This window comes from Paenibacillus cineris, assembly GCF_018333335.1.
Taxonomy (GTDB): Bacteria; Bacillota; Bacilli; order Paenibacillales; family Paenibacillaceae; genus Paenibacillus_AQ; species Paenibacillus_AQ favisporus.
Genome location: NZ_BORU01000001.1, coordinates 1,869,405 through 1,894,158 on the forward strand (window position 1 = coordinate 1,869,405; position 24,754 = coordinate 1,894,158).

Here is a 24,754-nt window from a genome sequence, read left to right on the forward strand (position 1 = left end):
GATACGCGGCTCTTTAAGTGTCCCTTGGAAAACCGGGCCATACCGATGGCTGGTTTATCCCAGCTGTTTTTCCGCCGCATCCACCGTGTGCTTCAGCAGCATGGCGATGGTTACCGGTCCGACGCCCGCAGGGACGGGTGTAATGGCGCTCGCTTTTTCCAGACATGCCTCATAATCAACGTCCCCGACATTGCCTTCATTGTAGCCTGCGTCCAGAATGACGGCCCCGTCCTGAATCCAGTCTCCCTGAATGAATTTCGGTTTGCCTACTGCGGCAACAACGATCTCTGCCTGGGACACGATATCACCAAGGCCTTTCGTTCTCGAATGGCAGATCGTGACCGTGGCATTGCGGTTCAGCAGCATCAGCGAGACGGGCTTGCCGAGAATCGGGCTGCGGCCGACAACAACAGCGTGCTTGCCTTCTACAGGAATCCGGTAGTAATCCAGGATGGCGATGATGGCCGCCGGGGTACAGGAAGGATATGCGGCAAAGCCGAAAGCATTCTGCGCAAATCCCAGTGTGGTGACACCGTCGACGTCTTTTTCAATGGCGATCGCGTCGAATGCGGCTCTTTCATCAATCTGATGGGGAACCGGATGCTGCAGCAGAATTCCGTGAACGTTCGGGTCGGCGTTAAGCTTCTGAATTTCCCGGATAAGCTCCTCGGTCGTCGTCCCCGCATCCAGTGTGATTTTTAACGATTCCATCCCGAGCCGTCTGCAGGCATTGCCTTTCATGCGCACGTATGTGGCCGATGCCGGGTCGTCGCCTACCAAAATGGTCGCCAGGCAGGGGGTAATCCCTTGCTCGGACAGCCGTTTCACCCTGCTAACCAAGCCGTCCTTAATGTCCTGCGCCACGCGCGCTCCGTCCAAAATCAGCGTTTGTTCTGTCATTGTCTGCATCTCCTTTAAATCATGGTAAGGTCCAGAAAAACATAAAGAGGCAAGGGGAAATTCCCCTTACCTCTGCCCAGGCGTACGGCTGTTTATATCCATGTGCTCCCTCATGGTTCATCCCATGTTTCCGCCAGTCGCACACAGTCCATCTATGTAGAATGATACCTTATTGTGCTTATGGGCACAATGGGGAGTTTTGAGAATGATGCTTATGTGCCGCCGTTTCTTTTAAACACGATGTAATCCATTTTTGTCTCAACCAGCACCATCAGCTGCTGGGCCATATAAGACGCCGTGTATTTAAAATCAACCTCTGCCCAGTGCATAATGACCCCCACCGTGGCCGACATCCGGTAGCTCAGCATGATTTCGTAGTCGATCGGCGGCTCGGTCGGTTCCATTTCGATATGCATGTCCTTCCGCATCGACTCCCTGAGCCTGTCGTACATGTCCATCGCCAGCTTTCCGCGTTCGACTCGCGATAAGGCCAGGAACACATCTTTATGCTGTTCGATATGTTCAAACAAGCGCAGCCCCGAGGGGTAGGTCATCGAGGCTTCAATTCGCTCCAGGCCCTCATACGGCTTGACGAGCAGTTCGGCGATGCCCTGCAGAAACTCGTCGTGGATTTCCTTGAGCAGGTCTTCCTTGCTGACGAAATGCTTGTAAAAGGTGCCCCGGTTATAGTCTGCACGGGCCGCGATATCCATAATAGTCACCGAATCGAAGCCTTTATCGAGAATTAAGGAAACGAGAGCGGTTTTGAGCGCCTGCCGGGTTCTTCTGGCTCTGCGGTCAAGAACGTGTTCATCTGTCAAATGCATCTGCCTCCAGCTTGTCGTTTCTCCTATTATAACGTAAGTTGGGATGCCGCCAAAACGCAGAAAATCATCAACAAAGAGAAAGTAAATGTTCAAAATTGTCATGGTTCGGTGACATACGGCGGCAATCTGTTGGATAGATGACATTATTTCGAAATATGATTATTGTGTAAACAATTAATAAAGGTGTAACCTATACATGTAACAGACATGAGCTATAAAGCCTATAAATCATTTTATAAACTTTGTTGAAAAGGAAGCGATTCAGTCATGAGTCAAACACAAACGAAAACTGCAGTCATTACCGGCGCCGCCGGCGGAATCGGGAAAGAGCTGGCACGGCGTTTGGCCGAGCGCAAGCTGAACCTCGTCCTGGTCGATTTGAAGGAAGATGCGGTCAAGAGCGTCGTCGAGGAGCTTGGCCTGAACGATACCAATTCACTGGCGATCGCTGCCGACGTATCCAAAGAGCAGGATGTGCAGAACTATGTGAACCGTGCGGTTGAAAAATTCGGCACCATCGATTACTTTGCGAACAATGCAGGGATTGAGGGCCCTACCGGGCTGATCGAAGAGCAATCCGTGGAAGCGCTTGATCTGGTATATAACGTCAACGTCCGTGGGGTGTTCCTGGGGCTGCATTACGTTATTCCAGTTATGAAAAAGCAGAATTCCGGCGCAATATTGAATACGTCTTCGCTTGCAGGCCTGATGGGCGCGCCAGGAGTGGCCCCATACATTATGTCCAAGCATGCCGTGATCGGCTTGACGCGCGTTGCTGCCAACGAGCTGGCTTCGCTGGGCATCCGGGTTAATGCGGTTCTGCCGGGAACGATCAACACCCGGATGATGCGGCAGATTGAGGCGAACTCCGGCAATGCGGAAGCGTACAAAGCCGCCAATGAAGCAGCCACACCGATGGGCCGTTACGGCGAGCCGCAGGAAGTAGCGGCGGTAATGAACTTCCTCCTCTCCGATGAAGCTTCATTCGTTACAGGTTCCCTGTACACGGTAGACGGCGGAATGGTCGGTCAGTAATCACGACAACCGGATTCGGCCAAGAAAAAGAGGAACAAATGTTCCAGGAATTTATTGACAACTGTGAGAAATAGCGATATAGTGGGTTCAACATAGTGAATGGAAGCGGGAGAAGCACCCTGCAGGAAAGGCGTCATGCCTTACTTGCGGGGTGCTTTTTTTGTCCATTTATTATGAATTTTGATGATTTGGGGGAGAGATGGAGATGTCGTATGTAAAAGTTTTATGGAAAAACAGCTTGTTGACGGTTTTATGCTGTTCGGTCGCGTTGTTCTTGCTGGGTCCGGCCAAGGCGGACGCCGCATCGGACAGTGCCTGGGACGCCGCTTTACAGAGTATAGGCGTGCTTCATGACAGCTATAAGGCGCTGGATGAGGCCAACAAGCTGAAGAAACAGCAGATTCAAGTGCTCCGGAAACAGAATGATGACCGGTTAAAGACTGTCAATGCGAAGGTGCAGGGGATCGACAAGGCCAAGATCGATAAGCTGAAATCCGAAGCCGACCAGGCTCAGAAGAAATATCAGCCGCTGCTCAATGAATATACAGACCTTGGGAAGAAGGCGGCGGATGCGAGAAAACGCAAGGACCAGAAGGCCGCGCTTCAGTACGATCTGAAGCGCAACCAGATCAAGACCTCGGCCAGTGCTGCCCGTGCGGAAATCAAGAGCCGTAAGGATGCGCTCGCTGCCGCCAAGAAGGAAGCCTCGGCCAAAGCCAAGGCGGTGAAGGATACGTTGGCGCAAGTCCAAACGTTAAAGAAGCAGGTGACTGCCGAGAATAAGAAGATTATGGCAGCGAACAGCACCCGGAGCGCGTCGGACAAACGGTATAAAGCGGCAGTCAAGCTCGGGAACGCGATCACAGCCACGGCTGAGCTGACCGTGATGTATAAGGAGCTTGGTAAAATCAGCGCTTCCCTCAATCAAATTTACCAATGGGAGAAGCAGATCGATTCCGTCATCCGGACAGCGGAAACCAAGCTCCCCAAGTCTTGAAGGACAAGCGTGATATGTCCTAGTGAAGTATGTTTTGCCAAGGGGAACTACTCCTTTTTCTCCGGTTCGGTTGCTGCGGCCGGCTGCCAAAGGATAACATGCCGGGTTTTGCTCCATTTTTCATAGAACAGCTGCGGCTCCTTCTTGAATACGCAGATGACGACATGGATAAAGAAGACGGTATTCAAGGCAAACACGATGAGTCCCAGGATCATGCGAAGGATCGGCGGAACGGTGTCAAGGGAGCCGGCCAGAACCCGGTTGACTCCAAAAAACAGCCAGTAGAGGATTCCATATCGAACCACAAGCGATTTAAGGGAGATTCGCTCCCCTCCATCGGCCAGACGGATGCGGACAAGCCATTTGCCGGGAGTCAGTCCGCCCGTCAGCCAAGGTACCAGCATGAAATACAGTCCTGTCGCAACCCAGAAGGAAGCCGATATATGCAGAATATGCAGAATGCCAAGCAGCATCGCCCAGACGATCCCATCCGCCATAAAGGCGATTCCCCGCCGCGTATAGGTCACCCTTTTGGCGGCCCGGTCGATGTTGGCATCCAAATGCTCAATGCGGGGAAGAAGGCCGGATAACCATTCGGCTGCCAAGAATCCAAGCAAACCGCCGAGCGTGTTAGTGATCAGGTCATCGACGTCGAATACCCGGTACGGGTGATCGTAGATCCCGAATATTCCGGTGAGCTGGGTCGTCTCAAACAGCAGCGACAGCAAAAACGACAGCAGAATGGAAAGTTTCCATCCCGTCCGGAAATAATAACGGAGGATCATACCGAACGGAACGGTAAGAAACACGTTGAACACCACTTGAAGGAAGGCGCGTTCCGTAAGCAGCCGCAGGTACGTCGAGGGCTGCGAAGACACGACGGACGTTTCTTTCAGGATGTCGTGAATGAAATTCAGCGGCACCAGCTGAAGCGCCCCTCCGGCCATGGCGGGATTGTGCCGTGAAGATGGCAGCGGAAGGATGACCAGAAACAGTGCGTTGAGCAGGTACAACAGGAACAGGTACAGCACAAACGCCCTGATTTTATGGATATAACCGTGTCTGCGGTACTGGACGACCATGAAGGGAATGGTAAAAAATAGTGCCGCAAAGGGAAAAGACAGAAATGCATAAGAGATTGGAAATACATACGAATGAAACACGACTAAACTGCACCGCCTTAATTTCTTTATGTTTTCTTTCGGCCTTGCCATCGGCTGAATGTACATCATAGCATAAGTATGATCGGTTTCTGGTTAAATTTTGTTTAAAAATCATAAAGAATCGTGAAGCAAATACAGAAAATTCGGCTAAATTTCTATCAGGATGCTTAAGCAAAATGTTATACTTGAACTTATGGTTTTTGTTCTAATACAACAAGATTTAGCAGGAGGATATTTGATGTCACAACCAGATGGGGTTTCATTGCAGAAAAAATTAAAACCAAGGCATATCAGCTTGATGGCCATGGGTGGAGTCATCGGCACCGGCATCTTCAAAGGCAGTGCCGAAACGATCGGTCTCGCCGGACCGGGCGTCATTATCTCTTACGTCTTCGCCGGGCTGCTGCTGCTCGTCGTCATGGGAGCCATGGCGGAAATGGCTACGGTTTACCCGGGTAAAAACATGAAGGACTTCGTTCGTGAGGCCTTTGGCGAGAGAGTGTCCTTTATTATGGGGTGGATGTACTGCTTCCTGTGGCTTTCCGTGTGCGTCATTGAGATTATAGCGGCCGGCAGCTTTTTGCAGTATTGGTTTCCCGGGGTACCGTTATGGTTGCTTAGTCTAGCCAGCGCGGCCTTCATTATTCTGATTAATCTGATGAGCGTGGGAAGCTTCGGCGAGTTCGAATTTTGGCTGGCGGGGATCAAAATCGCCATGATTATCGTTTTTATCGTTTTAGGGACATGCTTGATCTTCGGGATCATTCCAAGCAGCAACACGCCGTATCTGCATAACTACTCGGCGGCCGGAGGATTTCTGCCCAACGGATGGACGTCCATCTTTTCCGCTTTGCTTGTGGTCATGTTTTCCTACGGGGGCTCGGAACTGATCGGTTTGACATTGACGGAAACGGAAAACAGCGAAAAGGTGCTGCCCAAAGTGGTACGCAATTTTATTTTGCGGATCATATTATTTTTCACGCTGCCGATCCTCGTGATATGCGGGCTGATTCCCTGGAACCAGCTCGGCCCCGAGTCGAGTCCGTTTGTCCAGGTACTGACCGCGACCGGCTTGTCCGGGGCGGCGGATCTCATGAATTTTATTCTGGTTACAGCAGTGCTGTCCGCAGCCAACTCGGGAATTTACGGAGCTTCACGCATGCTCCACTCCATGGCTGCAGCCGGCGAAGCATCGCCGGCTCTTGCCCGCACGAACCGGAGGGGTATCCCGGTAAATACGCTGTTATTGTGTGCCGTGATCTTGATATTGGGATCCATGCTGGGCATGTTTGCGCAGGATCAGTTGTTCCGCGTGTTAATGGCTGTTCCAGGATTTTGCGTCTTGCTGGTCTGGATCTGCATCTCCCTGGCACAAATCAAGCTGCGGAAGTCGTATCCGGTGGAGCCATCCTTTAAGGTTTACCCGTATGTTACTTCTGCCGTCGTGGCCTGCTTGGCGGTAATCGCGGCCATGTTTTTATTCGATGCGCAGAACCGGCTTAGTATCGGCGTATGCATTGCCGTACTTATCGTGCTGATTATCTGGTCCATGATCCGGTTTTCCAGGACTGGAGGAAGAAGTAAGTAAACGAAAGAAAACGAATGATGCGCTTATGAAGCGGTTTGGATTGTCTCGTATGACCCATCCCATTTGATATTTTTATCAAGACTATCGAATTTATTGAAACCTGAAGCTGCCTCCGTCCGTCTAAGATGGTAATGGAGGTGCAGCATGAAGAATACGATTAAAATCAGTTCGATTCTGCTGGCGCTGGCTATAGCTGTTGCGGTAACCGCATGCAGTGACAAACAGGAAACGGCGCCGGGTACGCCAGACCACGTGGATGAGCAGAACAATCCGTCAACCCAGCCCGGGAATGCTGAACAGGTACCGTCCGTGAGGGAAGGAACCGGAACGTATACCGGCCAGGCTGATCCGCATATGGTGGAAATTGTGGTTGACGGCAAGCCTACTGCTTTTCAGCTGGGTGACGGGCTGGATCAAGTGATAGCCGATTTACAGGAGCAGGACCAAGTGCAATTCAAATACGAAGAAAAGGCTATTGAAGGCGAGGATACGTTAAAGCAGCTCGTACTGACCGAAATTAAAAAATCGGACAGCGTGCAAGGAGAAGGCGAAAGCGGCGAAGACGGCACATCCGGCAACGATTCATCTTCCAGTGCTTCGGCCGGCGGCCAATCTGATTCAGGAGACTCTAAATCATCCGCAAGCAGCGGCAGTGTCAGTAAGCGCCCTGCCGAGGGCAAGCTGGAAGTCACCTTGGAAGGCAACGACGAAGTGCGGCCCGCCAAGCTTGTTCAGGCTGAAGGGTACTCGCTGTATATTCCCGAACAGTTTTCATTTGATGCGGGCAAGCATCTGCTGTATATGAATGTTGACCACGAGTACTCGGTCCGTATTGAGAAGCTGCCTGCAGGTTTCAATTTGGACCAGCTGGAGTCGCAGGGTAAGGAAGAGCTCAAGCCGCATGGCGAAATCAAGAAGCTTGGGGCGGCAGACCTTACCGGTCCGATGAAGGACGCGCTTATTTTTTTGACGGCATTCGATTCCTCGGGAACCCATGAATATATCGTGAAGAAGCTTGACGGCAGCGGATTTGTTTTTCATGTCACACAGCCGCAGAGGGAAGCTTCTGAAGGCTTTGGACCGCTCGCGTTTGCAGCGCTGAATTCGATCGAAAACGAATAGCTTCAAGCTGAAATTACTGTTGTTTGCACGGAAATTTGCATGAATATGAAGAGAAAAACCGCCATCTGGCGGTTTTTTTCGCTTACGGTTTATTGCTGCCGGCAGAACGCCGGGAACCGGCTGACCCAGGCCACGCAGTGCGAATTACAAGCTCTGCGATGAGAAGCAGCAAAGGAATCGTAATAAACACGCTGATCCGGTAGCTGACCGGGTAAGGACTTCCGGCAAGCGTGCGGATCGTCCACGTGAGGACGTGGACAACCAGGTTTGTAAAACAGAAAGCATAGCTGCGAACCATCCATTTCCGGTGGCTGGCCATTTGCTTTTTCCGGATCTGAATTACAGCGATCACCGTGAATGCCGGCCACAGCATCGTTAACAGGTTAAACGCAATGCTGACCGACCTTCCTCCCGTGGCGACCGGTGCCATATAACCTGAGGTGAGGCCAACCAGCATGACACAGATGACATATAAATATCCGTTGAACCGGTGGAATTTTACGTGTCTGACCCGGATCCGTGCTGCGAAGTTGACGGCTCCGCAGATCATGGCCAAGCAGGCCGATATGGCATGAATCCTCATGACGATCAGCCACAGCTTAGGGTTCAGGGGATGGTTCAGGTCGGTTTTGAAACCGAGGAAAGCCGAAGCTTGTGGATCCTGAATGATCTGTACATAGGCGACGTATAAAATAAAGGCAGTGATGACCAGCAGCATCAGGGCATAATAGGTCTTGCTTTTTGACATGGCAAAATACTCCGCTCCATTTGGAGATAATGTTCGAACCGCGGCAGCACCGTGGTGGCCGAACTTCGTTCGGAAATTTATGCTATAGGAAAACGGCTTTGCTTGCAACGCATGTTTGGTGTCGTTTTTGTGACGAAATGGATTTTATTAGAAAAATAATATTTGACAGATGAGTACAAAATTAAGTAAGCTAAGAATCAATCCAATCAAACCTACGAAAGGGATGCCTAAACATGAGTAAAAGCGGTAGACCCCGTGAGTTCAAAGACACAGCCGTCATCGATGCCGCTGTGGAGGTGTTTTGGTCACAGGGATACGGGTCCTGCTCAACAGACGATTTATGCAAGGAAACCGGTCTCGGCAGAGGAAGCTTGTACAATGCCTTCGGGAGCAAGCATGAGCTGTACGAACAGGCGCTGATCCGATACCATCAGGTGGGGATCGAGACCCAATTGGACATTCTGCGCAAAGACGCTCCGGTGAAGGAGCGGCTGCGGGAGCTGCTGGAATGGGAAATCCGGGAGGGCTCGACAGCCAAGGACCGTGGATGTTTGCTTATTAACGCGTCGGTAGAGCGGGGAAAGTCTGACCCGACTGTTGAGCGGATCTTCAAACAGCATGTGGCGCTGCTGGAGCAGGCTCTCGAGGAAACGATTCGCGAAGGGCAGTCCGTCGGCGAAATTTCTCGTGAACGGGATACATCGGAGCTGACGGCTCTGTTCCTCAGCTGTTGTTATGGCCTGCGTGTGATTTATCCGGGGACCATGAACCGTGCGTTGGCCCGGCAGATTATTGACGGCACGCTTGCGGCCATATTTTAGCAGAATCCCTGGGAGTCAGAGATATATTTAATCTATCATCTAGTCTATCTAAATCATTGTTTGCTGTTGTGTTCGTATTCGAGCTGCCGCTTTGCGCTGTACGATGTTCACGCGATGGACGCGGCTGTGCTTTTTGAATAATTTTGTACTAGTTGTTACAAAAGTGGGACGTAAAATGAGCCGCAAAGTTATAACCATTGAAAAATGGAGGTGAGGCACAAGTAAAGACGGGAGCAAGTTGGAGATACAGAGAACACACAGAGGAAATACAGTGAGGATAAAGATGAGATTCCGAGGAGCTTTCGAGTAGATTCCTAAGAGTTGTAGAGGAGATGCAGAGAAAAATATAAAGAAAATATAGAGGGGGATTCCTAGGTGACATGCCTAGAGAGATCCCTGCGTCTAATTTTGTACTGAGTGTTACAAAATAATAAATAAAGGAGCTGTTTACATTGCCGCTTGCGATTTATGTACTGGGACTGATGATTTTTTCCATGACGACTTCTGAATTTATGGTGGCGGGGATCATGCCGTCGCTATCAGAGGAGTTTGGCGTATCTGTCGCCGCCATCGGATATCTGATATCCGCTTATGCTGCGGGGATGATTATCGGCGGGCCTCTGTTGACAGTCGGATTGTTAAAAGTGCCGCGCAAAAAAGCCTTTCTGGCATTGTCCACCGTGTTTCTGATTGGGCAGACGCTGGGAGCGCTCGCGCCGAACTATGAACTTATGATGGCTGCCCGGATTATTACCGGGGTTGCCTCGTCGGCCTGCTTCGGCGTGTCCATCGCGATTGCACTCACCTTGGTTCGTCCGGAAGCAAGCGGCCGTGCCGCCTCGATCGTCCTTGGCGGATTGATGGTCGCAACCGCCGTCGGGCTGCCCGCCGCCATGCTGTTCGACCAGTATCTCGGCTGGCGGGCGAGCTTCTGGGCTGTCGTTGTCCTTGTGCTGGTCTCGGGAACGATGGGGCTCCTGCTGATTCCGAAATCGCCTAAAGAGGAATCTCAAACGATCAGCCTCCGCGGGGAACTCGCGGAATTCAAGAACCGGCATTTGTGGGCAGCCTTCGCGACCAGCATGCTGATCATTGGGGCGACGTTTGCGGCATTCAGTTACTTTTCACCGATACTTACCGATGTAGCGGGTTTCAGCGCATCCATGGTGCCGCTCCTGCTCGGGGTTTACGGGGTGGCAACGGTCATCGGCAACACTATCACCGGCAGACTGGCCGACCGGTACATGATGCCGATTATGACCATCGGCCTAGTCGTGCTTACGGGCGCGCTGATCATGTTCGGCCTATTTGCCGAACACCAGGTCGTTGCGGTTATCGCCGTCATCGTGATCGGCCTGGTCGGGGTCTCCATGAATCCTCCCATGGTGACCCGTGTGGCCAGAGCTTCGAACGGTGGCTCGCTCGTCAATACGTTCCACGTCTCGGTCGTCAATTTCGGCATTGTCGTCGGTTCCACCATTGGCGGGCTCACGATCGATCATGGCTACGGCCTGGCATCACCGTTGTGGGTTGGTGCGGTTCTTGCCGTGCTTGGCCTGCTGTCGCTGGTTCCATATTTGAAAAAGACCCCGGCTCCAGCTGATTCCGCAGCGGTTCCGGAAAAAACCTGTGCGTAAGCGTGAAGAGCTGGTCCGGTTACGTTGTCTGAGCCTGCAGGTTCCTGCTTTCATCGTTCCTACCCGCTTCAACCATTTCCATTTATGCCATGAACGGCTACAATATAAGGAAGAGCGAGCACCCGTGATCGTATCTAATTCATATCCAAAGGAGAACCCGTCATTCATGGCAACGATTCGAGAGCTTCTGACGGAAGCAGATCTGCAGGAGGCCGAGCGCAGGAAGCTTCCCATACGCGTGTTTAAAGATGACCATTTGATCGATTCAGATACGCGGATCATCCGGTTCACCGACTCCACGGTAATTACCCAGTCCGGTGTGAGTGATGTTACGTACCATTCGCGCAAAGAATGCCAATTTTATGAGATCCGCAAATAGATCCGATTACACTGCCCGATAAACGCTTAGGCAGAGCCGCCAGTGCTCTGCTCAGGCGTTTGTTTTTTTTGGCATCAACCACCCATAGACCGAAATATATATAGCCATGCCGGAATTGATATTATCTTTCGTCTTCAAGCCGCTATAAGATAAAGGTACCGATCCGGGTTTACAGGCAGGTTACAGGACCTGCGGAAATTTATGAATATGGGGAGAGATCTAGAAATGGAACAATCACACTTGAATATTGGAATCATCCTTGGCAGCACTAGGGAAGGGCGGGTCAGCCCGCAGGTCGGAGCATGGCTCAAGGAGCTGGCCGATGGGCGTGGAGATGCGGAGTACCACCTGATCGATTTGGCGGATTATCCGCTGCCGTTCCTCGGACATCCTGGCGGAGAGGACGCCATCCAAAACTGGGCCGCGGCCATCGGCCGCATGGACGGATTCGTGTTCGTCACCGCGGAGTATAATCATAGCATTTCCGGTGTACTGAAAAATGCGATCGACCTGGTTCGAGATGAGTGGGGGAATAAAGCGGCAGGCATCGTGAGCTACGGGTCCACTGGAGGCGCCCGGGCGGCCGAGCACCTGCGCGGCATTCTTGGGGAGCTGAACGTGGCGGACGTCCGCATTCACCCTACGCTGTCGCTCTTTACCGATTTCGAAAGCTTTAGAACTTTCAAGCCGGCCGAGCTGCATCATAAAAATGTCAACGGCATGCTGGATCAAGTGGTTGCCTGGTCCGCGGCTTTAAAGACGATTCGGGCATAAATCGATTGGATATGTTGAAAAACGCACGGAGGAAGCGATTGGACGCTGCCTGAGTGCGTTTTTTTGTTGTATCTCCGAGTGCTAAAGGAATTTACGGCGCTCAGGTGGTCATGGATTATTGGGTGCCGGGAACACAGAGATCTACTCGCATGTGAACGGGTTTACAGCTGATTCTGGGGAATAGTGAACAGTGAACAGCTAAAATGGGCTCACGGCGACTTCCTGACCAACTCGATAAAATCACCGAGTGCCCGGGAGATCCACTTCTTCGGATGGGTCATCAGCTGCAGGCTGAGCCGCAGATCAGGATGGTTGAAGGGAAGTGGGGCGAGCAGCCCTCTGCGGATTTCATCGTCTGCTGCCATGCGGGGCAAGAGGGAGATTCCTGATCCCGCCATGACGCAGCGCTTGATCGCTTCGGGGTTTCCCAGCTCCAAGCCAAGCCGGCATGGGATTCCGTGCTGCTTCAGAAGCTTCTCCAGCATGACCCGGTAATTACAGGTTTCTTCCGGCAGAATCCACTCGGCATCGTACAGATCCTGAAGACGGATCATCTCACGATTTGCCAGGGGATGTCCCGGCCCTGCGATGAGAACGAGCGGTTCCTCCCGGACCGTCTGCCAGTGAAGCGCCGGATCCTCCGGTTCGTTATCGAGAATTAGGCCGATGTCCAAATCTCCCTCTTTGACCCTCTGGACGAGAAGGTCCTCCCGGTCCGTCCATAATCGGATGGACAATCCTTCGTACTGCTTGCGCAGCTGCTGGATCAGCGGGGGGAGAAAGTAAGCCGCGAGGGAATCCATCGTTCCCACGGAGATCGTGCCGCCTCCCTCGGTCCGAAGCTTCTCCTTCGATTCATCGAACAAATCAAGCATTTGTACCGTAAGTTTAAGCAGCTCTTCCCCGGAGGAGGTCAGCCGAACCCCCTTGCCGAAACGTTCGAACAGCTGCGTATCGTATGCTTTCTCCAGCTTCTGTATTTGCGTCGTTACACTCGACTGCGCATATCCCAGCTCTTCGGCCGCCCGGGTAAAGCTTTTGCGGTGCGCGACCTCGCGAAAGGTATGAAAGTACGTCAGGTCCATGCTATTCATCTCCATGATATCAATATTATCGATGATGCTCATCAACTATTATAGATAACACTGATAATAATTCCTATGCTAAATTAGAGGCACAACCTATAGAGGAGGTCATCAAAAATGATCGGAAGAGATGAACTGCATGGCGTTTTGGTTCCTGTGGTCACGCCATTTTTGCCAAGCGGAGAGCTTGATTTGGCATCATACACCCGTTACGTGGAAAAGCTGGCTGAGCATCATATCAACGGCTTGATCATAAACGGGACGACTGGAGAGGCCCCGACGGTACGCTGGGACGAAGTCGTACAGCTCACCCGGGCCACGCAGCAGATTTTGAAAGAAAAGCAGCGAAGCATCCCGGTGATCATCGGAACGGGAACCAACGACACGTTGACGACCGTGCAGCGGACGGAGCAGGCCGCCGCCTTGGGGGCGGATGCCGTCCTCGTTGTGGTTCCCTATTACAGTAAACCGTCGCAGGAAGGGATCATTGAGCATTTTCGCCGGGTGACCGAAGTCGGGGTACCGGTTATTGCTTATGAGATTCCCGCCCGTACCGGGGTCCGCTTAACGATGCATACGGCCAAAACCATTATGGAGATGGAAGGTGTGATCGGTATGAAAGACAGCTCCGACGGCCTGGATCTGGTTACCGAGTTGACGCGTCAAGATGCGGGGGCGGTGTTATGCGGTGACGACCTGTACTACCATGCCAAGCTCAGCCAAGGGGCGAGCGGGGGGATTCTGGCTTCGGCCAACTTGTACACAGATATCTTTATTGAGGTCCATGACCTGGTGCAAAAGGGGAGGGTCATGGAAGGCAAACGATCTTTTGACCGTGTCGTCCCGCTTATCCGCAAACTGTTCCAGGAACCGAATCCCGCTCCGATAAAATGGGTGCTGGCTAATCAGGGTGTGATTGCTTCCGATCACCTTCGGCTGCCGATGACACGTATATCCCAGCCGCTCCAGAATGAACTGGCCCAACTGCTGACAGGCATCGAAGCAGCGCAGAACTAAAACCACGGACATTAGCGAGAAGGCGGCCTCCATCCTTCAAAGGAAGGGCGATGGCCTCTTTCATGCGGTCCGTATCAGACGCCCGATTCCAGATCCAAGCGCCAGTCATTGCAGTGCATAAAGCTGCCTTTCGGGTATTCAAAATCACATTCACCCATGAAAACGAAGCCGAGCTTCCGGCAAATCGCATTGGAACCCGGGTTATCCACGGACGGAAAAGCGTGCATAAATCGGTGCTTCTTCTGCTGTTTCGCCTGCTCGATCACGGCTGCTGTCGCGGCCGATGCAATGCCCCGCTGTTGAAAGGAAGGCAGAACGCCCCAGCCGATTTCATAAATGGTAGATCCCTGCCAACCACTCTCCCAAAATCCCGCATTGCCTATTGGCACCGGATGATCTGCCAGCCATATGCTATACATGCAGCCGTTCCCGAGGGACTGAACCTCAACATATCGCTTATGGCGCTTCTCAACCTGCTCGTCACTTTCCGGTCCGCCCAAATGTTCCAGCATCTCTGGAACATTCAAACGATAGAGCAGCTCCAAATGCAAATGGTCTTCCGACCAGGGCCTGATCTGTACTTGCAAACCCGCCATATGATTTCCCATGGATGGTTGTCCCCCTCGAATATAATAATGGATGAACCTTGGAATAAGAACTTATGTTCCTACTATATATCAAATAAATGGAAGTGTCATGTTTTTTTATGCAAGATATACGTTTCGGCCTCTTGTTGGCCCTGAGCGATCAAATCTCAGCAGGCATCTGCGCGAGATCGAATACCCAGTGACAGGCAGAAAGACCTGTTTTTCGGATGCGACTAAGGTCCCGTGTGCTTTGAAGGCAGGATCCCATATAATTGAAGGGAGCGCCTCCTTCATCAGGAACCCGGCTGGTTTTCGGGGAAGGGCTTTTTTTGTTGCATTCATGATCCACGGTCCATCATCGGGTAAAAGTCAACAAGAACGCTTCATACGGGATCAATGGGTGTCCAGCGATGAATGTATGGTGACAATCAAGAGGATGGTGAAGGAAATGAACCATTTATGGAAAGGAGGTGATAACGATGAGTACCATTCATATGCTGGTCGGCATTCCAGGCAGCGGCAAAAGCTTCTATGCCAAAAATTTGTGCAAGCGTGAGCGGGCCGTGGCGGTTTCGACCGACTCCATCCGGGAGCGGCTGTTCGGCAGCGAGTCCAGGCAAAAGAACACGTATCTGGTGTTTGACGAGGCTTTTGCCGAAATAGACCGTCTGCTTGGGGAGGGCCGCAGTGTCGTATTTGACGCAACCAACGTGAGCCGCGACCGCCGTGTAAAGTTTCTGAAGAAATTCAAGGATGTGCCCGTCGAAGGCCATGTGTGCGATACGCCGTATGCGACGGCCAGGCAGCGGGCAGGGACGCGCAAACGCCGGATCGACGACGCAGTGCTGACGAAATTTTCCAAAAACTTCGAGTTTCCGGTCATGGCCGAAGGGTTCCAAGCGCTGCATATCGTGCACAGCTCAGAGGATGTGAAGCTGAACAGAATCCAATTGGAAAAACTGCTCGCAGAACGTCCGGGTCACGATGAGCTTTTTGCCTATTTAAGCGCCTGCCCGCATTTTTCCGTCATGCTTGGGTACGACCAGGAGAATCCCTATCACTCCAAAACCCTGTCCGAGCACACCTACGCCGTGCTTGCCTATATCAATGCGCAGTACGAAGGGGATGACCTGCTGGCGATGCAGTATGCGGCGCTGTTTCACGATGCGGGCAAACCGTTCTGTAAGGTATGGAAGGAAACCCGCGGCTATTACTCCTATTTCGGCCACGAGCATGTCTCTGCGGCCATTGCCTGTCATGTACTGAAGGAGCTCGGATATGATGAGGCATTTGTGTTGAAGGTTGTGCATATGGTCAGCTTTCATATGGAAATTCTTCACGGGGGAGACGCAGGAGCGTCAAACATTTATCATTTGCTTGGCGGGGATCTGCTGGCCCGGTTGTATTTTTTCGCGGAAGCGGACACGAACGGCAAATAAAGAGGTGGTTTCATGAAAATCAAATATCCGAAAACGATGCATCTTCCCTGGTCACGAGGATACACCGATGATGACAAAATTTTGCGCAGCACGGACCATTTCGTAGGAAAAGAAGTGGTGATCACCGAGAAAATGGACGGCGAGAACACCACGATGTACCCGGATTTCATTCACGCGAGATCGCTGGACAGCAAGGATCATCCTTCCCGGCATTACGTCAAGACGCTTCACGGCGGCATCAGGTACTTGATTCCGGAAGGGTATCGTCTGTGCGGGGAAAATGTGTACGCCAAGCATTCGCTCGCTTACGATGCGCTGCCTGGATACTTTATGCTGTTCTCGGTGTGGAATGAGCAGAACCTGTGCCTATCCTGGGATGAGACGGTAGTTTGGGCGGATCGGCTTGGAATACCTACGGTGCCGCTGCTGTACAGGGGCATTTGGGACGAAGAAGCAGCCAAACGGTGCTACACGAAAAAGTCCTGCTGCGGCGGGGAACAGGAAGGGTATGTGGTGAGGCTGGCATCGTCTTTCCCTTACGAGCAGTTCAGGCAAAGCCTGGCCAAATTCGTGCGGAACAATCATGTCCAAACGGATGAGCACTGGCTCAGCAGACCGGTCGAGACGAACGGACTCCAACTGTGAAGCTGCTGAAACAGGGGGCAGACGATGTAATCTGAGGAGCTTTATGTACAGAGTCTAAGCAAGATCTAGATTACTTTAGCGGATTGCAGTTTAGGAGCTATATTTGTTGTTCATAGAAAGATGAAATAGATATGGAAGGTGGAGTTGGTCATGTAATTCTCAAGCAGCAGTACCCACATCGGAGGAAATTGACGGGTCTTGAAATTATATTTTTTTAAGCTTTAGCTTTGAATACATATTTGAATACATAATAGAAGATTTACAATGAGTAAAAAATGCGAACATTTATCTTGGAGGGAACGGTATGCCTGGATGTGCAGGTGTTGCGCTGTATCATACGGAACGGATTGGGGTGATGCAGGCTTTTGCCGCCGGGAAGGCCTTTTTTGAGAAGATCGACACGGCTGTAACAGGGACGAGTTACTATGAGCTTTTAGAGCACGGAGATCATGAAGGCGATCACGATCTGGTGGAAACCTCCCCGGAGCAATTACGGGAGAAAATCGGCACTGGAGAGGCTGCAGCCTTCTGGATGTACAGCCAGCAGTGCGGAACTTTGCCATGGGATGCTGCTTTTACTTATCAGACGAGCGGATACGGCAGTTTCCCGCATATCGCCGTCTTTTGTGACAGCCCTTCGGAAGACACATATTCCGTTCTTAAAGAATGGCTGCGCCATATGACAGAACAATTCTCCTTTCCTTATGCAATCTTATACGAGACGAGAAAAATGACGGATGCGATGAGCTACGCCGCCGGGGACAACGGAAAAACCGCGTTCCCTTATGAAAAAGCATTTGCCTTCAATAAAGAGACCCCCGGCTTATACGGCGGACAAGCCCGCTATACCGGCAGCAAGCTGAGAATGGTGTACCCTGCCAATGTACTGAACGGCGAGCATCTCAGCATCGGAATCGCGGGTACGAATCTGGAAAACTGGATACAGAGCTGCCATGATCATGGTATACTTTACCGGGTGGGCGAAGAACGATGGATGTGGGAAGTCGCCCCCGCGAAACTTGAACAGGTGAATCAAATCTGTGGAGAGGCGGGTGCCTTGGTCGCCTGGCAGCCCCGGCAGACGAAGAAACCTCGGCGCAAGCTGCCTTAATCGCATCGATCACACTCTTTTACATTTCATCAGGACCCGGAGGATGGTATGTCACGACCTTTATTCCCGCGCTTAAAAGGAAACAGCAGGGGTTGTCTCGCCTTTGAGCCTTTTTTTCTCATTCCGTACAGTATGGTGAGCACCTACGCGACGTTGTATATGTACGAGCTTGGCATCGCCGAGACCAGCATCGGCTGGATCACTACGATCGGCCTGATCGTTCAGGTGTTTTCATCGTTTATCAGCGGTTATTTGACCGACCGGATGGGCCGCAAATCGGCCATCTTGTATTTTGATCTGTTCAGCTGGAGTCTGGCCACCATCCTGTGGGCGGTTTCGCACAATGTGTGGTTCTTCCTCACGGCGGCGCTTGTCAACGGGTTTCAGCGCGTGCCGCATACCGCGTTTTACTGCTTGATCGTCGAGGATACGAAGCCCGCCGACCGGACTTACGTCTTTACGCTGCTGCAGATTATTAGCGTGATCGGGGGCCTGTTCGCTCCGCTCGGTGGACTGCTGGTGGATCATTACGGCCTTGTGTCCGGCACGCGCATCATGTACGTGCTTGCGTTCCTGATGATGACGTTTCAGTTCGTGGGGCGACATCTAACGACGCGCGAAACCGAAATCGGCCAGAGAAAGATGCGGGAGACCCGCGATCTCGGGCTGAAGGAAAGCCTGATCGATTATGGCGGGGCGATTCGCGACATTATAACGAGCAAGTCGCTCATGCTGATCTTTAGCGTATATATTTTGTTCAACTTCCAGGCCACGATGAAAACGACGTATCTGTCGCTGTACATGGCGGATTACCTTCATGTGGGAAGCGGGCTGATTTCCCTGTTCCCGGCGGTGTCCTCCGTCATTATGCTGCTGACGCTGTGGCTCCTGATGCCGAAAATTCCGGAGCACGCGGCGAACCGCTCGATGATGGCCGGTTTCATTCTGTCGGTCGCTTCAAACGTCATGCTGGTGCTGTGGCCGACGTCGAACCTGGTCTGGATCGGGCTCAGCACGATTTTGGCCGCCGTAGGGCTGATGATCAGCTCGCCCTATTTGGAGGCAGCCGTGCAGAACGCGATCGATGACGACAAACGGGCAAAAGTGTTCTCCATGCTGTCTGTGCTGATCCTGCTGCTTACGTCTCCGGCAGGCATTATCGGCGGCTGGGCGTACAAGCTCGATCCGCGGATTCCCGTCTGGCTTGTGGCGGCTGCGTTCGCCGGCGCCGTTCTTCTGATGATGCTGCATCAGCGGCGGGAGAAGAGCCAAGAGACGCAGGCTGCGCTCCGGCAATAAGGCTAACATAACAAAGATCCCCTGCCGTATGTTCGGCGAAGGGATCTTTTTTGAAGAGATCAGAAAGTATAAGTTTCGGAGGCTCCGCTTCCTGATCTCGCAAGAAAAACTTCCTTTAGACGCGGTCTGTCTTCTTTGAAGGTACGTCGATAGACGTTTTTCTTATTCGTTATGAAAAGCACCTAAGGTGCGATAATATTCACAGTCGGTTATTTGGACGGTTGTGGCGATACCAAAATTTTGACTTGGCTTTTCTCTTTCAGCAGCGTCTCAAAGCCCTGTTCGACGATCTCGCTTAAAGCAATGCGCTTCGTAACGAGCTTATCGGCCGCGAAATAGCCCTGCTGCATCAGGCTGATTACAGCCGGGAACACGTCCCGGTAACCGATGATGCCGGCGATATTGCGTTCCTGCATGACGATCTGGTTCGGATGGATCGGGGCTTCCCGTTCGAAAATGCTGACAATCATAATTTGACCGCTGATTTTCGTCGATTGAATCGCTTGGTTCAGGACAGCCGGGACACCTGTAACTTCATAGGCAACATCCGCTCCGCCTTCGGTAAGGCGATGGATTTCTTGGACGACGTCCACGTCTGCAGGGTTGAGCGCGATAGCCCCCAGCTCCTGCGCCTTGTTCCGCCGCTCAGGCGATAGTTCCACGGCGTAGATTTCCGCAGCACCCGACGCTTTCAGCGCTTCGATGACAAGCAGGCCGATCGGCCCCGCCCCGAATACGACCGCGCGGTCGCCCACCTTGAAGCGGCTGGAACGGACGGCGTACAGCGCAACTGCCGACGGCTCGACCAAAGCGCCCTGCTCGTAGGAGACACTGTCCGGAATATGATGAACCATATGCTCATCGGCCGCCACGTATTCGGAGAAACCGCCCCCGCCGCCGGCGAGTCCCAGGAAGCCCATTTTTTCGCAAAGGTTATATTTTCCCTGTTTGCAGGCGGTACAATGTCCGCAGGCGAACACAGGCTCCACGACGACCCGGTCGCCGGCTTTGAAGCGGGTCACGCCTTCGCCGACTTCCACGACCTGGCCGGAAAATTCATGTCCCATTACGACCGGGGCTTTCTCACCGGTTAATGGATGAGGCGCACCCTCCGGAATGAATATCGGCCCGGCGGCGTATTCATGCAGGTCGCTTCCGCAGATGCCGCACCATTCCACCTTGATTTTGACCTTACCTTGGAGGGCCGAAGGCTCCTCAATCGTTTCCACGCGCAAGTCTTTCACGCCATGCCATCTCAATGCTTGCATGAATCCGTCATCTCCCTATCAGGCAGTAAATAATTTGGTGAGCGATATATCGAAAAATAGGAAACGTTTCCGATCCATATGATGTCACATTCTATTCTGCGTGTCAAATCATTTTTTAGGGCTATAGCGGGTGTTTTTAACCATGGTGCGAATGGAAGATTTACATGTCTATGAATAGAAATAAGCCGAGGTCATGCGTTGATTGCAGCGTCTGGCGGCTAAGCTGAGGCATCGGTATGGCGGGGTATGCTATAATATATACTGAAAAAGAAAAAAATGTCTTCCGGATAGGAAACGATTCCGAAGTGAGAGGGATTAATTCGCATGTCCAACAAGAAAAAGGTGACCATTGAGGACGTCGCCAAGCAGGCGGGCGTCGGCATCGCCACCGTGTCCAGGGCGCTCAACAACAGCGGGGGAATCAGCGAAAAGACGAAGGCGAGGATCATGCAGGTGATCGATGAAATGGGCTTTGTCCCCAACACGTCGGCCCAAAGCCTCAAAATCCGCCAAACCCACCAGATCGCGCTTGCCGTGCCGGACATCCGCAACGCGATCATTCCGGATATCGCCTGGTCGGTAGAGCAAGCCGCCAAGCAGCATGGATACCGGGTGGTGCAGATTAATACGCTTGGCAACGCACGTCTGGAGCTGGAGACGCTGCGGGAGATCAAGAAGCTTCATGTGGACGGCCTCGTACTGATGCCGCTGGCTTATCCCAAGCAGCTGGAAAGCCTGATCAACCAGGCCAGCATCCCGGTATCCGTCATCAATTACGGCAAGAAGCTCAGCCCGGATCTAAAGGCGGATATCGTGGGGCTCGCCCGCCAGGAAGGAAGGCTGGTCATGGAGCATCTGCTCCAGATCGGACGGGCACGGATTGCTTACGCAGGCGCGCCCAAGGACAAAATTGAAGAACGGTACCTGGCATACGAACAGTCGCTTAGGCATGTCGATGCTTCGCTGGTTTATTTCGGGGAAGATTTTTCGTTTGAGACTGGACGCCAGGCGGCCGATTATTTTTACAGCCTGAAACATATGCCGGACGCGATTTACGCCGTCAACGACATGGTGGCGATCGGGATCGTCAACCGCTTCAAGGAGCTTGGTATCCGGGTACCGCAGGATGTGGCGGTGGTCGGCATCGACAACAACTTGTGGGCGACCGTAACCACTCCGCAAATCAGCTCGGTGTCCATCATGGGCAGCGAAGTCGGCCGGCTGGCGGCAGAGCTGCTGCTGAAACGGATCCAGTCGCACAATCCGCCGGATTATGAGCGGGTGGAGTTTGAGCCGCGTCTCATCGTAAGGGAATCCAGCGTTTCAATGACGCAGTATTCGAATAAATAACATAAGGAAATAAGCTTCGGCACACATGGGAAGGGGACAGGATGATGAACGAAGAAATCGGCGCACCGGGTTGGGACGCCATCGACCAGGAGCTTGAAAGATTATACGGCAGTCAAGAGCCAAAGCATTACGGAACGCTCATTTCGTATGCGCTCGGCGGCCAGGATCCACTCGACGGAATCAGCGCCTACAAAGCGGAATCGCCGATCCCGCATTGGCATTTTGTCACGTACGGCTTCTCGGAATTGTATGAAAAAGAGTCGGAGGACCAAGAGGTCAGCGGATTCGGCTTTGAGCTGACATTCCGGCTGCAGCGGGATGCCGATGAGGAGGAGCCGCCGGCGTGGGCTTTGAACCTGCTGCAAAATATGGGCAGGTATGTGTTTGGCAGCGGAAACGTGTTCCGTTCGGGCGATTACCTGGATGCTAACGGGCCGATCTGCCTCGGAGCTGACACGCAGCTGACAGCCTTGGCTTTTGCTGAAGATCCGGAGCTGCCAGCGATCCAGACGCCGAATGGCCAGGTTGAGTTTCTGGAGATGACCGGCATTACGGGAGATGAGCTCGAAGCGATGCAAACCTGGAATACGCTCGGCGTTCTCGGGGCTGCCGAGGAGCATATTCCCTATTACATAACGGATTTAACCCGAGGCTCCCTGCTGCGCATTCCACCCGTCGCGGAGAAAATCCGGCAGGGCGCGGAAGCGGAAGGATCCAGCACCGGATTTTTGTTCGTGGATCAGCTGGCCTGGGAACCGGGGAAGAGCGGTTGGTTCAGTAAGCAGCCTTCCGTCGTGAAAATGGGAGCCAAGCAGGCCGGAATTATTGCCAAGCTGCTGCTTGGCCGGATTTTAAAAGGCCGCTCGCTCACGCTTGTCGGACCGGACACCCGCGTCGTCTTTGAGCCCGGGCAGAAGCCGGAGCTGAAAGCTGAAGGAGGCGAGGTGCGAATTGCCCTGGACGATCAAGCCGCATCTGAGCTGAGCCGTTCGCTGGCACCGAAGGAAAGCGTCGTACCGCTGCCTTCTGTGAAGGGGGCCGCAATCCAGATCGTGAAGACGCAGATCAAGGACAGCGATGGCAATGTAGTCAAAGTCATCGGTTAAGCAGGACCCCGCCCGCGCGGGGCTTGTTTATAATATTAGAAAGTATAAACTCCAGAGCGATTGTTTCCTAATATTGCAAGAAAAATTACCTTTAGACGCGGTCTGTCTTCTTTGAAAGTACGTCGATAGACGTTTTCTTATGGCATGGCTTAAGAAATTCGGGAGGGGAAACGGTTGAACGCGAGCGTACAGCAGTTTTTGGATGAGGTGTGGTCTCTGATCAGCGGGATTTATGAGAAAGAAAGCAAGCGTATCCGTGAGATCAAGGAAGTCAGCAGGCTCCAGGCGGGCATCAAGGATTATCTTGGCGTGGCCTGGAGTACCCGCAAAGCCGGCGACGGATACGGCGTAATCAGCATCGACCTGGACCGGCCCTTTGATTGGACCGACTCCTCGTACCGGCTGAATGCCGGGCCTTACATATGCGATATCACCGACGACCTCATCACCGGCGAGTGGCTCCCCGCATTGCGGACACGGCTTGCGGAAGAGATGAGGGCCGGGACTTACGGCCCCAGGTTTTTCGATTACCGCTTCGAGATCGTGCTCGAAATGGAGAGGGAAGAGGGATTAAGGACCTTCACCGAGGTTTTGATCGATGAGGACAAGCTCGCGGGTCAGAGGCGGGAGCTCGATGCCTTTATCCAGTCCAAAGTTTTGCGGGATCTGCCGGTACGTCCCAAGGAGTTGGATGAGTTCTTCTTTGCCCGTCATCTGCTCAATCCCGATCTGTTTGATCAGCGAGAGGCACAATTAGAGCCGCTGATTGGGCGGCTGGAGGAAAAGCACCGTTCGAACCCGGACCGGCTGCTCGGGTGGGTTTCTCAATATACTTCAGCCTTTCGGGAATGGGCGGAGGAGCATTTTTTGGTCCGTTATTTTGAGCGCACCGGGAGTTTCGGCCAAGACTGGAAGCGCAAAGATGCAGCGGACGGGGTGGTTGTGAATGCGGACGAGCTCGACTTTTTCGTCTATGCCGCGCTGAAGGTCGGCCGCCGGGAGCCCGAGCTCCGGGCGCGCTATCTGGAATTAGCCGTCCAACTGGGCTCGGAGAAGGCGGCTGGCTACATAAAGAACGGCAGCGGGCGCTTCCTGCACCGGTTTGAAGGCACGGCGATCCAGGCAGCGGCCAATGACGTTACGGAAACGATCGACATCCGCCTGCATGCGGAGGAAGAGGCCGCATACCGGGAAGCGTTGACGTATATAACGGGCCTGCTCTCAGAGGGGTTTCCCAAAGAGTACAAACTAAACCTGAGGAGCCCATCAAAGGACAAGCACTATCTGCCGCTGAATAAGCTGGCTAAATCGCAGCTGCACCGTTTTTTTGCCGGCGCGCTTCAGTATCGCGGGCTGCATCCACTGATTGCTGAGTACGCCGAGGCAGCCATGGAGGAATTTGCTTGGTATAAGGATGTGGAACCCGGGGAGAAGTCGGTCATGCCGGGAACCTATGCCGTTCTGGGATTAGGCATCATGAGCACGGAATTTTTTCCGCTGCTGCGCAGGTATATGGAAACGGTTGATACGGAGCACCAATCCGCTCAAGACGGGTACGCCGAAGCTTTTATCGAAGCCCACGGGCTGACCCCCGATCGGATGCCGGTGCTTGTGGAGATTCTGCTTGGAGGAAGCGATTCAGCCAAGCCGGTGAAATCCTTCGTTATCGATACACCGGATCTGGCGGACGCTCTGCTGAGTGAGCTGGAGTCCAAAGAGGATTATGAGCGGGAAACGGTGCTGTACCGGATTTTCGGAACACGCGCCAAGCTGGCGCAGTCCGCGAGAAAAGAGACTTCTCCGATGAAAGAAAAGCTGGAGCGGTTGCTGGCATGGTATCCGTGAGTCCAGTTTAT

At 52.8% G+C, this 24,754-nt stretch carries 23 protein-coding genes and 1 riboswitch; of the genes, 16 read left to right on the forward strand and 7 right to left on the reverse strand.

All coding sequences use genetic code 11. The features are described 5' to 3' along the window. Positions 1 to 54: 54 nt before the first annotated feature. Positions 55 to 900: a bifunctional 5,10-methylenetetrahydrofolate dehydrogenase/5,10-methenyltetrahydrofolate cyclohydrolase gene (locus KI379_RS09010; RefSeq protein ID WP_212983341.1), complete on the reverse strand. Its 846-nt coding sequence runs from the start codon at positions 898 to 900 to the stop codon at positions 55 to 57. Between the two features lie 67 nt (positions 901 to 967). Further along, positions 968 to 1,051: riboswitch (ZMP/ZTP riboswitch) on the reverse strand. Positions 1,052 to 1,112: 61 nt separating this feature from the next. Next, on the reverse strand, positions 1,113 to 1,721 hold the full coding sequence (locus tag KI379_RS09015) for a TetR/AcrR family transcriptional regulator (RefSeq protein ID WP_212983342.1): 609 nt from the start codon (positions 1,719 to 1,721) through the stop codon (positions 1,113 to 1,115). Between the two features lie 273 nt (positions 1,722 to 1,994). On the opposite strand from KI379_RS09015, the gene KI379_RS09020 reads away from it, so the two are divergent. Together KI379_RS09020 and KI379_RS09025 are read left to right on the forward strand one after the other, a co-directional pair. Then, the gene (locus KI379_RS09020) at positions 1,995 to 2,762 is read left to right on the forward strand and encodes an SDR family NAD(P)-dependent oxidoreductase (RefSeq protein WP_076167506.1); all 768 of its coding nucleotides are present in this window, start codon (positions 1,995 to 1,997) and stop codon (positions 2,760 to 2,762) included. A 205-nt stretch (positions 2,763 to 2,967) separates the two neighbouring features. Next, complete coding sequence (locus KI379_RS09025; protein WP_212983343.1) at positions 2,968 to 3,759, forward strand: hypothetical protein; 792 nt, start codon at positions 2,968 to 2,970, stop codon at positions 3,757 to 3,759. Positions 3,760 to 3,806: 47 nt separating this feature from the next. Here the strand turns inward: KI379_RS09025 and KI379_RS09030 are convergent, their stop codons facing one another. Further along, positions 3,807 to 4,922: a VanZ family protein gene (locus KI379_RS09030; protein WP_076167502.1), complete on the reverse strand. Its 1,116-nt coding sequence runs from the start codon at positions 4,920 to 4,922 to the stop codon at positions 3,807 to 3,809. A 238-nt stretch (positions 4,923 to 5,160) separates the two neighbouring features. Between KI379_RS09030 and KI379_RS09035 the strand changes: the two genes are divergently transcribed. Beyond that, positions 5,161 to 6,510 carry an amino acid permease gene (locus tag KI379_RS09035; protein WP_212983344.1) on the forward strand — a complete coding sequence of 450 codons (1,350 nt, stop codon included), beginning with the start codon at positions 5,161 to 5,163 and terminating at the stop codon, positions 6,508 to 6,510. 144 nt (positions 6,511 to 6,654) lie between these two features. Then, positions 6,655 to 7,632, forward strand: coding sequence for a hypothetical protein (locus KI379_RS09040; protein WP_212983345.1), 978 nt, complete (start codon positions 6,655 to 6,657; stop codon positions 7,630 to 7,632). An 82-nt stretch (positions 7,633 to 7,714) separates the two neighbouring features. On the opposite strand, the gene KI379_RS09045 is transcribed toward KI379_RS09040, so the two are convergent. Further along, positions 7,715 to 8,380, reverse strand: a complete 666-nt coding sequence (locus KI379_RS09045; protein WP_212983346.1) for a DUF2306 domain-containing protein — start codon at positions 8,378 to 8,380, stop codon at positions 7,715 to 7,717. A 233-nt stretch (positions 8,381 to 8,613) separates the two neighbouring features. On the opposite strand from KI379_RS09045, the gene KI379_RS09050 reads away from it, so the two are divergent. From KI379_RS09050 to KI379_RS09065, 4 genes are all read left to right on the forward strand, one after another. Further along, positions 8,614 to 9,201, forward strand: coding sequence for a TetR/AcrR family transcriptional regulator (locus KI379_RS09050; protein ID WP_089546711.1), 588 nt, complete (start codon positions 8,614 to 8,616; stop codon positions 9,199 to 9,201). A gap of 452 nt (positions 9,202 to 9,653) precedes the next feature. Then, positions 9,654 to 10,838: an MFS transporter gene (locus tag KI379_RS09055; RefSeq protein WP_212983347.1), complete on the forward strand. Its 1,185-nt coding sequence runs from the start codon at positions 9,654 to 9,656 to the stop codon at positions 10,836 to 10,838. Between the two features lie 166 nt (positions 10,839 to 11,004). Continuing rightward, the gene (locus KI379_RS09060) at positions 11,005 to 11,217 is read left to right on the forward strand and encodes a hypothetical protein (protein WP_076167490.1); all 213 of its coding nucleotides are present in this window, start codon (positions 11,005 to 11,007) and stop codon (positions 11,215 to 11,217) included. A 225-nt stretch (positions 11,218 to 11,442) separates the two neighbouring features. Next, complete coding sequence (locus KI379_RS09065; protein ID WP_212983348.1) at positions 11,443 to 11,991, forward strand: NADPH-dependent FMN reductase; 549 nt, start codon at positions 11,443 to 11,445, stop codon at positions 11,989 to 11,991. A 209-nt stretch (positions 11,992 to 12,200) separates the two neighbouring features. Here the strand turns inward: KI379_RS09065 and KI379_RS09070 are convergent, their stop codons facing one another. After that, a complete protein-coding gene (locus KI379_RS09070) occupies positions 12,201 to 13,076 on the reverse strand; it encodes a LysR family transcriptional regulator (RefSeq protein ID WP_212983349.1) in 876 nt (291 codons plus the stop codon). 117 nt (positions 13,077 to 13,193) lie between these two features. Here KI379_RS09070 and dapA point away from each other — a divergent pair, with 117 nt between their 5' ends. After that, positions 13,194 to 14,093 carry a 4-hydroxy-tetrahydrodipicolinate synthase gene (dapA, locus tag KI379_RS09075; RefSeq protein WP_212983350.1) on the forward strand — a complete coding sequence of 300 codons (900 nt, stop codon included), beginning with the start codon at positions 13,194 to 13,196 and terminating at the stop codon, positions 14,091 to 14,093. 74 nt (positions 14,094 to 14,167) lie between these two features. Here the strand turns inward: dapA and KI379_RS09080 are convergent, their stop codons facing one another. After that, complete coding sequence (locus KI379_RS09080; RefSeq protein WP_212983351.1) at positions 14,168 to 14,701, reverse strand: GNAT family N-acetyltransferase; 534 nt, start codon at positions 14,699 to 14,701, stop codon at positions 14,168 to 14,170. A 458-nt stretch (positions 14,702 to 15,159) separates the two neighbouring features. On the opposite strand from KI379_RS09080, the gene KI379_RS09085 reads away from it, so the two are divergent. The 4 genes from KI379_RS09085 to KI379_RS09100 all read left to right on the forward strand — a co-directional run bounded on the left by KI379_RS09085 (position 15,160) and on the right by KI379_RS09100 (position 19,174). Beyond that, positions 15,160 to 16,119 (forward strand): AAA family ATPase, encoded by a 960-nt coding sequence (locus tag KI379_RS09085; protein ID WP_212983352.1) that lies wholly within the window; start codon positions 15,160 to 15,162, stop codon positions 16,117 to 16,119. A gap of 12 nt (positions 16,120 to 16,131) precedes the next feature. Then, the gene (locus tag KI379_RS09090; RefSeq protein WP_212983353.1) at positions 16,132 to 16,764 is read left to right on the forward strand and encodes an RNA ligase family protein; all 633 of its coding nucleotides are present in this window, start codon (positions 16,132 to 16,134) and stop codon (positions 16,762 to 16,764) included. A 304-nt stretch (positions 16,765 to 17,068) separates the two neighbouring features. After that, positions 17,069 to 17,875 carry a hypothetical protein gene (locus KI379_RS09095; RefSeq protein WP_212983354.1) on the forward strand — a complete coding sequence of 269 codons (807 nt, stop codon included), beginning with the start codon at positions 17,069 to 17,071 and terminating at the stop codon, positions 17,873 to 17,875. Between the two features lie 48 nt (positions 17,876 to 17,923). Beyond that, positions 17,924 to 19,174, forward strand: coding sequence for an MFS transporter (locus KI379_RS09100; RefSeq protein WP_076167472.1), 1,251 nt, complete (start codon positions 17,924 to 17,926; stop codon positions 19,172 to 19,174). A gap of 209 nt (positions 19,175 to 19,383) precedes the next feature. On the opposite strand, the gene KI379_RS09105 is transcribed toward KI379_RS09100, so the two are convergent. Continuing rightward, on the reverse strand, positions 19,384 to 20,442 hold the full coding sequence (locus KI379_RS09105) for a 2,3-butanediol dehydrogenase (RefSeq protein ID WP_212983355.1): 1,059 nt from the start codon (positions 20,440 to 20,442) through the stop codon (positions 19,384 to 19,386). A gap of 324 nt (positions 20,443 to 20,766) precedes the next feature. On the opposite strand from KI379_RS09105, the gene KI379_RS09110 reads away from it, so the two are divergent. From KI379_RS09110 to KI379_RS09120, 3 genes are all read left to right on the forward strand, one after another. After that, on the forward strand, positions 20,767 to 21,792 hold the full coding sequence (locus tag KI379_RS09110; protein ID WP_076167468.1) for a LacI family DNA-binding transcriptional regulator: 1,026 nt from the start codon (positions 20,767 to 20,769) through the stop codon (positions 21,790 to 21,792). A 44-nt stretch (positions 21,793 to 21,836) separates the two neighbouring features. Next, positions 21,837 to 22,898 carry a suppressor of fused domain protein gene (locus KI379_RS09115; RefSeq protein WP_212984660.1) on the forward strand — a complete coding sequence of 354 codons (1,062 nt, stop codon included), beginning with the start codon at positions 21,837 to 21,839 and terminating at the stop codon, positions 22,896 to 22,898. Between the two features lie 174 nt (positions 22,899 to 23,072). Beyond that, complete coding sequence (locus KI379_RS09120) at positions 23,073 to 24,743, forward strand: DUF6138 family protein (RefSeq protein WP_212983356.1); 1,671 nt, start codon at positions 23,073 to 23,075, stop codon at positions 24,741 to 24,743. Positions 24,744 to 24,754 lie beyond the last annotated feature (11 nt).

What these genes read in the sequence shown, in the direction of transcription:
- KI379_RS09010 (WP_212983341.1), bottom strand. Translation starts at nt 900, where the DNA reads ATGACAGAACAAACGCTGATTTTGGACGGAGCGCGCGTGGCGCAGGAC.
- KI379_RS09020 (WP_076167506.1), top strand. Translation starts at nt 1,995, where the DNA reads ATGAGTCAAACACAAACGAAAACTGCAGTCATTACCGGCGCCGCCGGC.
- KI379_RS09025 (WP_212983343.1), top strand. Translation starts at nt 2,968, where the DNA reads ATGTCGTATGTAAAAGTTTTATGGAAAAACAGCTTGTTGACGGTTTTA.
- KI379_RS09035 (WP_212983344.1), top strand. Translation starts at nt 5,161, where the DNA reads ATGTCACAACCAGATGGGGTTTCATTGCAGAAAAAATTAAAACCAAGG.
- KI379_RS09040 (WP_212983345.1), top strand. Translation starts at nt 6,655, where the DNA reads ATGAAGAATACGATTAAAATCAGTTCGATTCTGCTGGCGCTGGCTATA.
- KI379_RS09045 (WP_212983346.1), bottom strand. Translation starts at nt 8,380, where the DNA reads ATGTCAAAAAGCAAGACCTATTATGCCCTGATGCTGCTGGTCATCACT.
- KI379_RS09050 (WP_089546711.1), top strand. Translation starts at nt 8,614, where the DNA reads ATGAGTAAAAGCGGTAGACCCCGTGAGTTCAAAGACACAGCCGTCATC.
- KI379_RS09060 (WP_076167490.1), top strand. Translation starts at nt 11,005, where the DNA reads ATGGCAACGATTCGAGAGCTTCTGACGGAAGCAGATCTGCAGGAGGCC.
- KI379_RS09065 (WP_212983348.1), top strand. Translation starts at nt 11,443, where the DNA reads ATGGAACAATCACACTTGAATATTGGAATCATCCTTGGCAGCACTAGG.
- KI379_RS09070 (WP_212983349.1), bottom strand. Translation starts at nt 13,076, where the DNA reads ATGGACCTGACGTACTTTCATACCTTTCGCGAGGTCGCGCACCGCAAA.
- dapA (WP_212983350.1), top strand. Translation starts at nt 13,194, where the DNA reads ATGATCGGAAGAGATGAACTGCATGGCGTTTTGGTTCCTGTGGTCACG.
- KI379_RS09080 (WP_212983351.1), bottom strand. Translation starts at nt 14,701, where the DNA reads ATGGGAAATCATATGGCGGGTTTGCAAGTACAGATCAGGCCCTGGTCG.
- KI379_RS09085 (WP_212983352.1), top strand. Translation starts at nt 15,160, where the DNA reads ATGAGTACCATTCATATGCTGGTCGGCATTCCAGGCAGCGGCAAAAGC.
- KI379_RS09090 (WP_212983353.1), top strand. Translation starts at nt 16,132, where the DNA reads ATGAAAATCAAATATCCGAAAACGATGCATCTTCCCTGGTCACGAGGA.
- KI379_RS09095 (WP_212983354.1), top strand. Translation starts at nt 17,069, where the DNA reads ATGCCTGGATGTGCAGGTGTTGCGCTGTATCATACGGAACGGATTGGG.
- KI379_RS09100 (WP_076167472.1), top strand. Translation starts at nt 17,924, where the DNA reads ATGTCACGACCTTTATTCCCGCGCTTAAAAGGAAACAGCAGGGGTTGT.
- KI379_RS09105 (WP_212983355.1), bottom strand. Translation starts at nt 20,442, where the DNA reads ATGCAAGCATTGAGATGGCATGGCGTGAAAGACTTGCGCGTGGAAACG.
- KI379_RS09110 (WP_076167468.1), top strand. Translation starts at nt 20,767, where the DNA reads ATGTCCAACAAGAAAAAGGTGACCATTGAGGACGTCGCCAAGCAGGCG.
- KI379_RS09115 (WP_212984660.1), top strand. Translation starts at nt 21,837, where the DNA reads ATGAACGAAGAAATCGGCGCACCGGGTTGGGACGCCATCGACCAGGAG.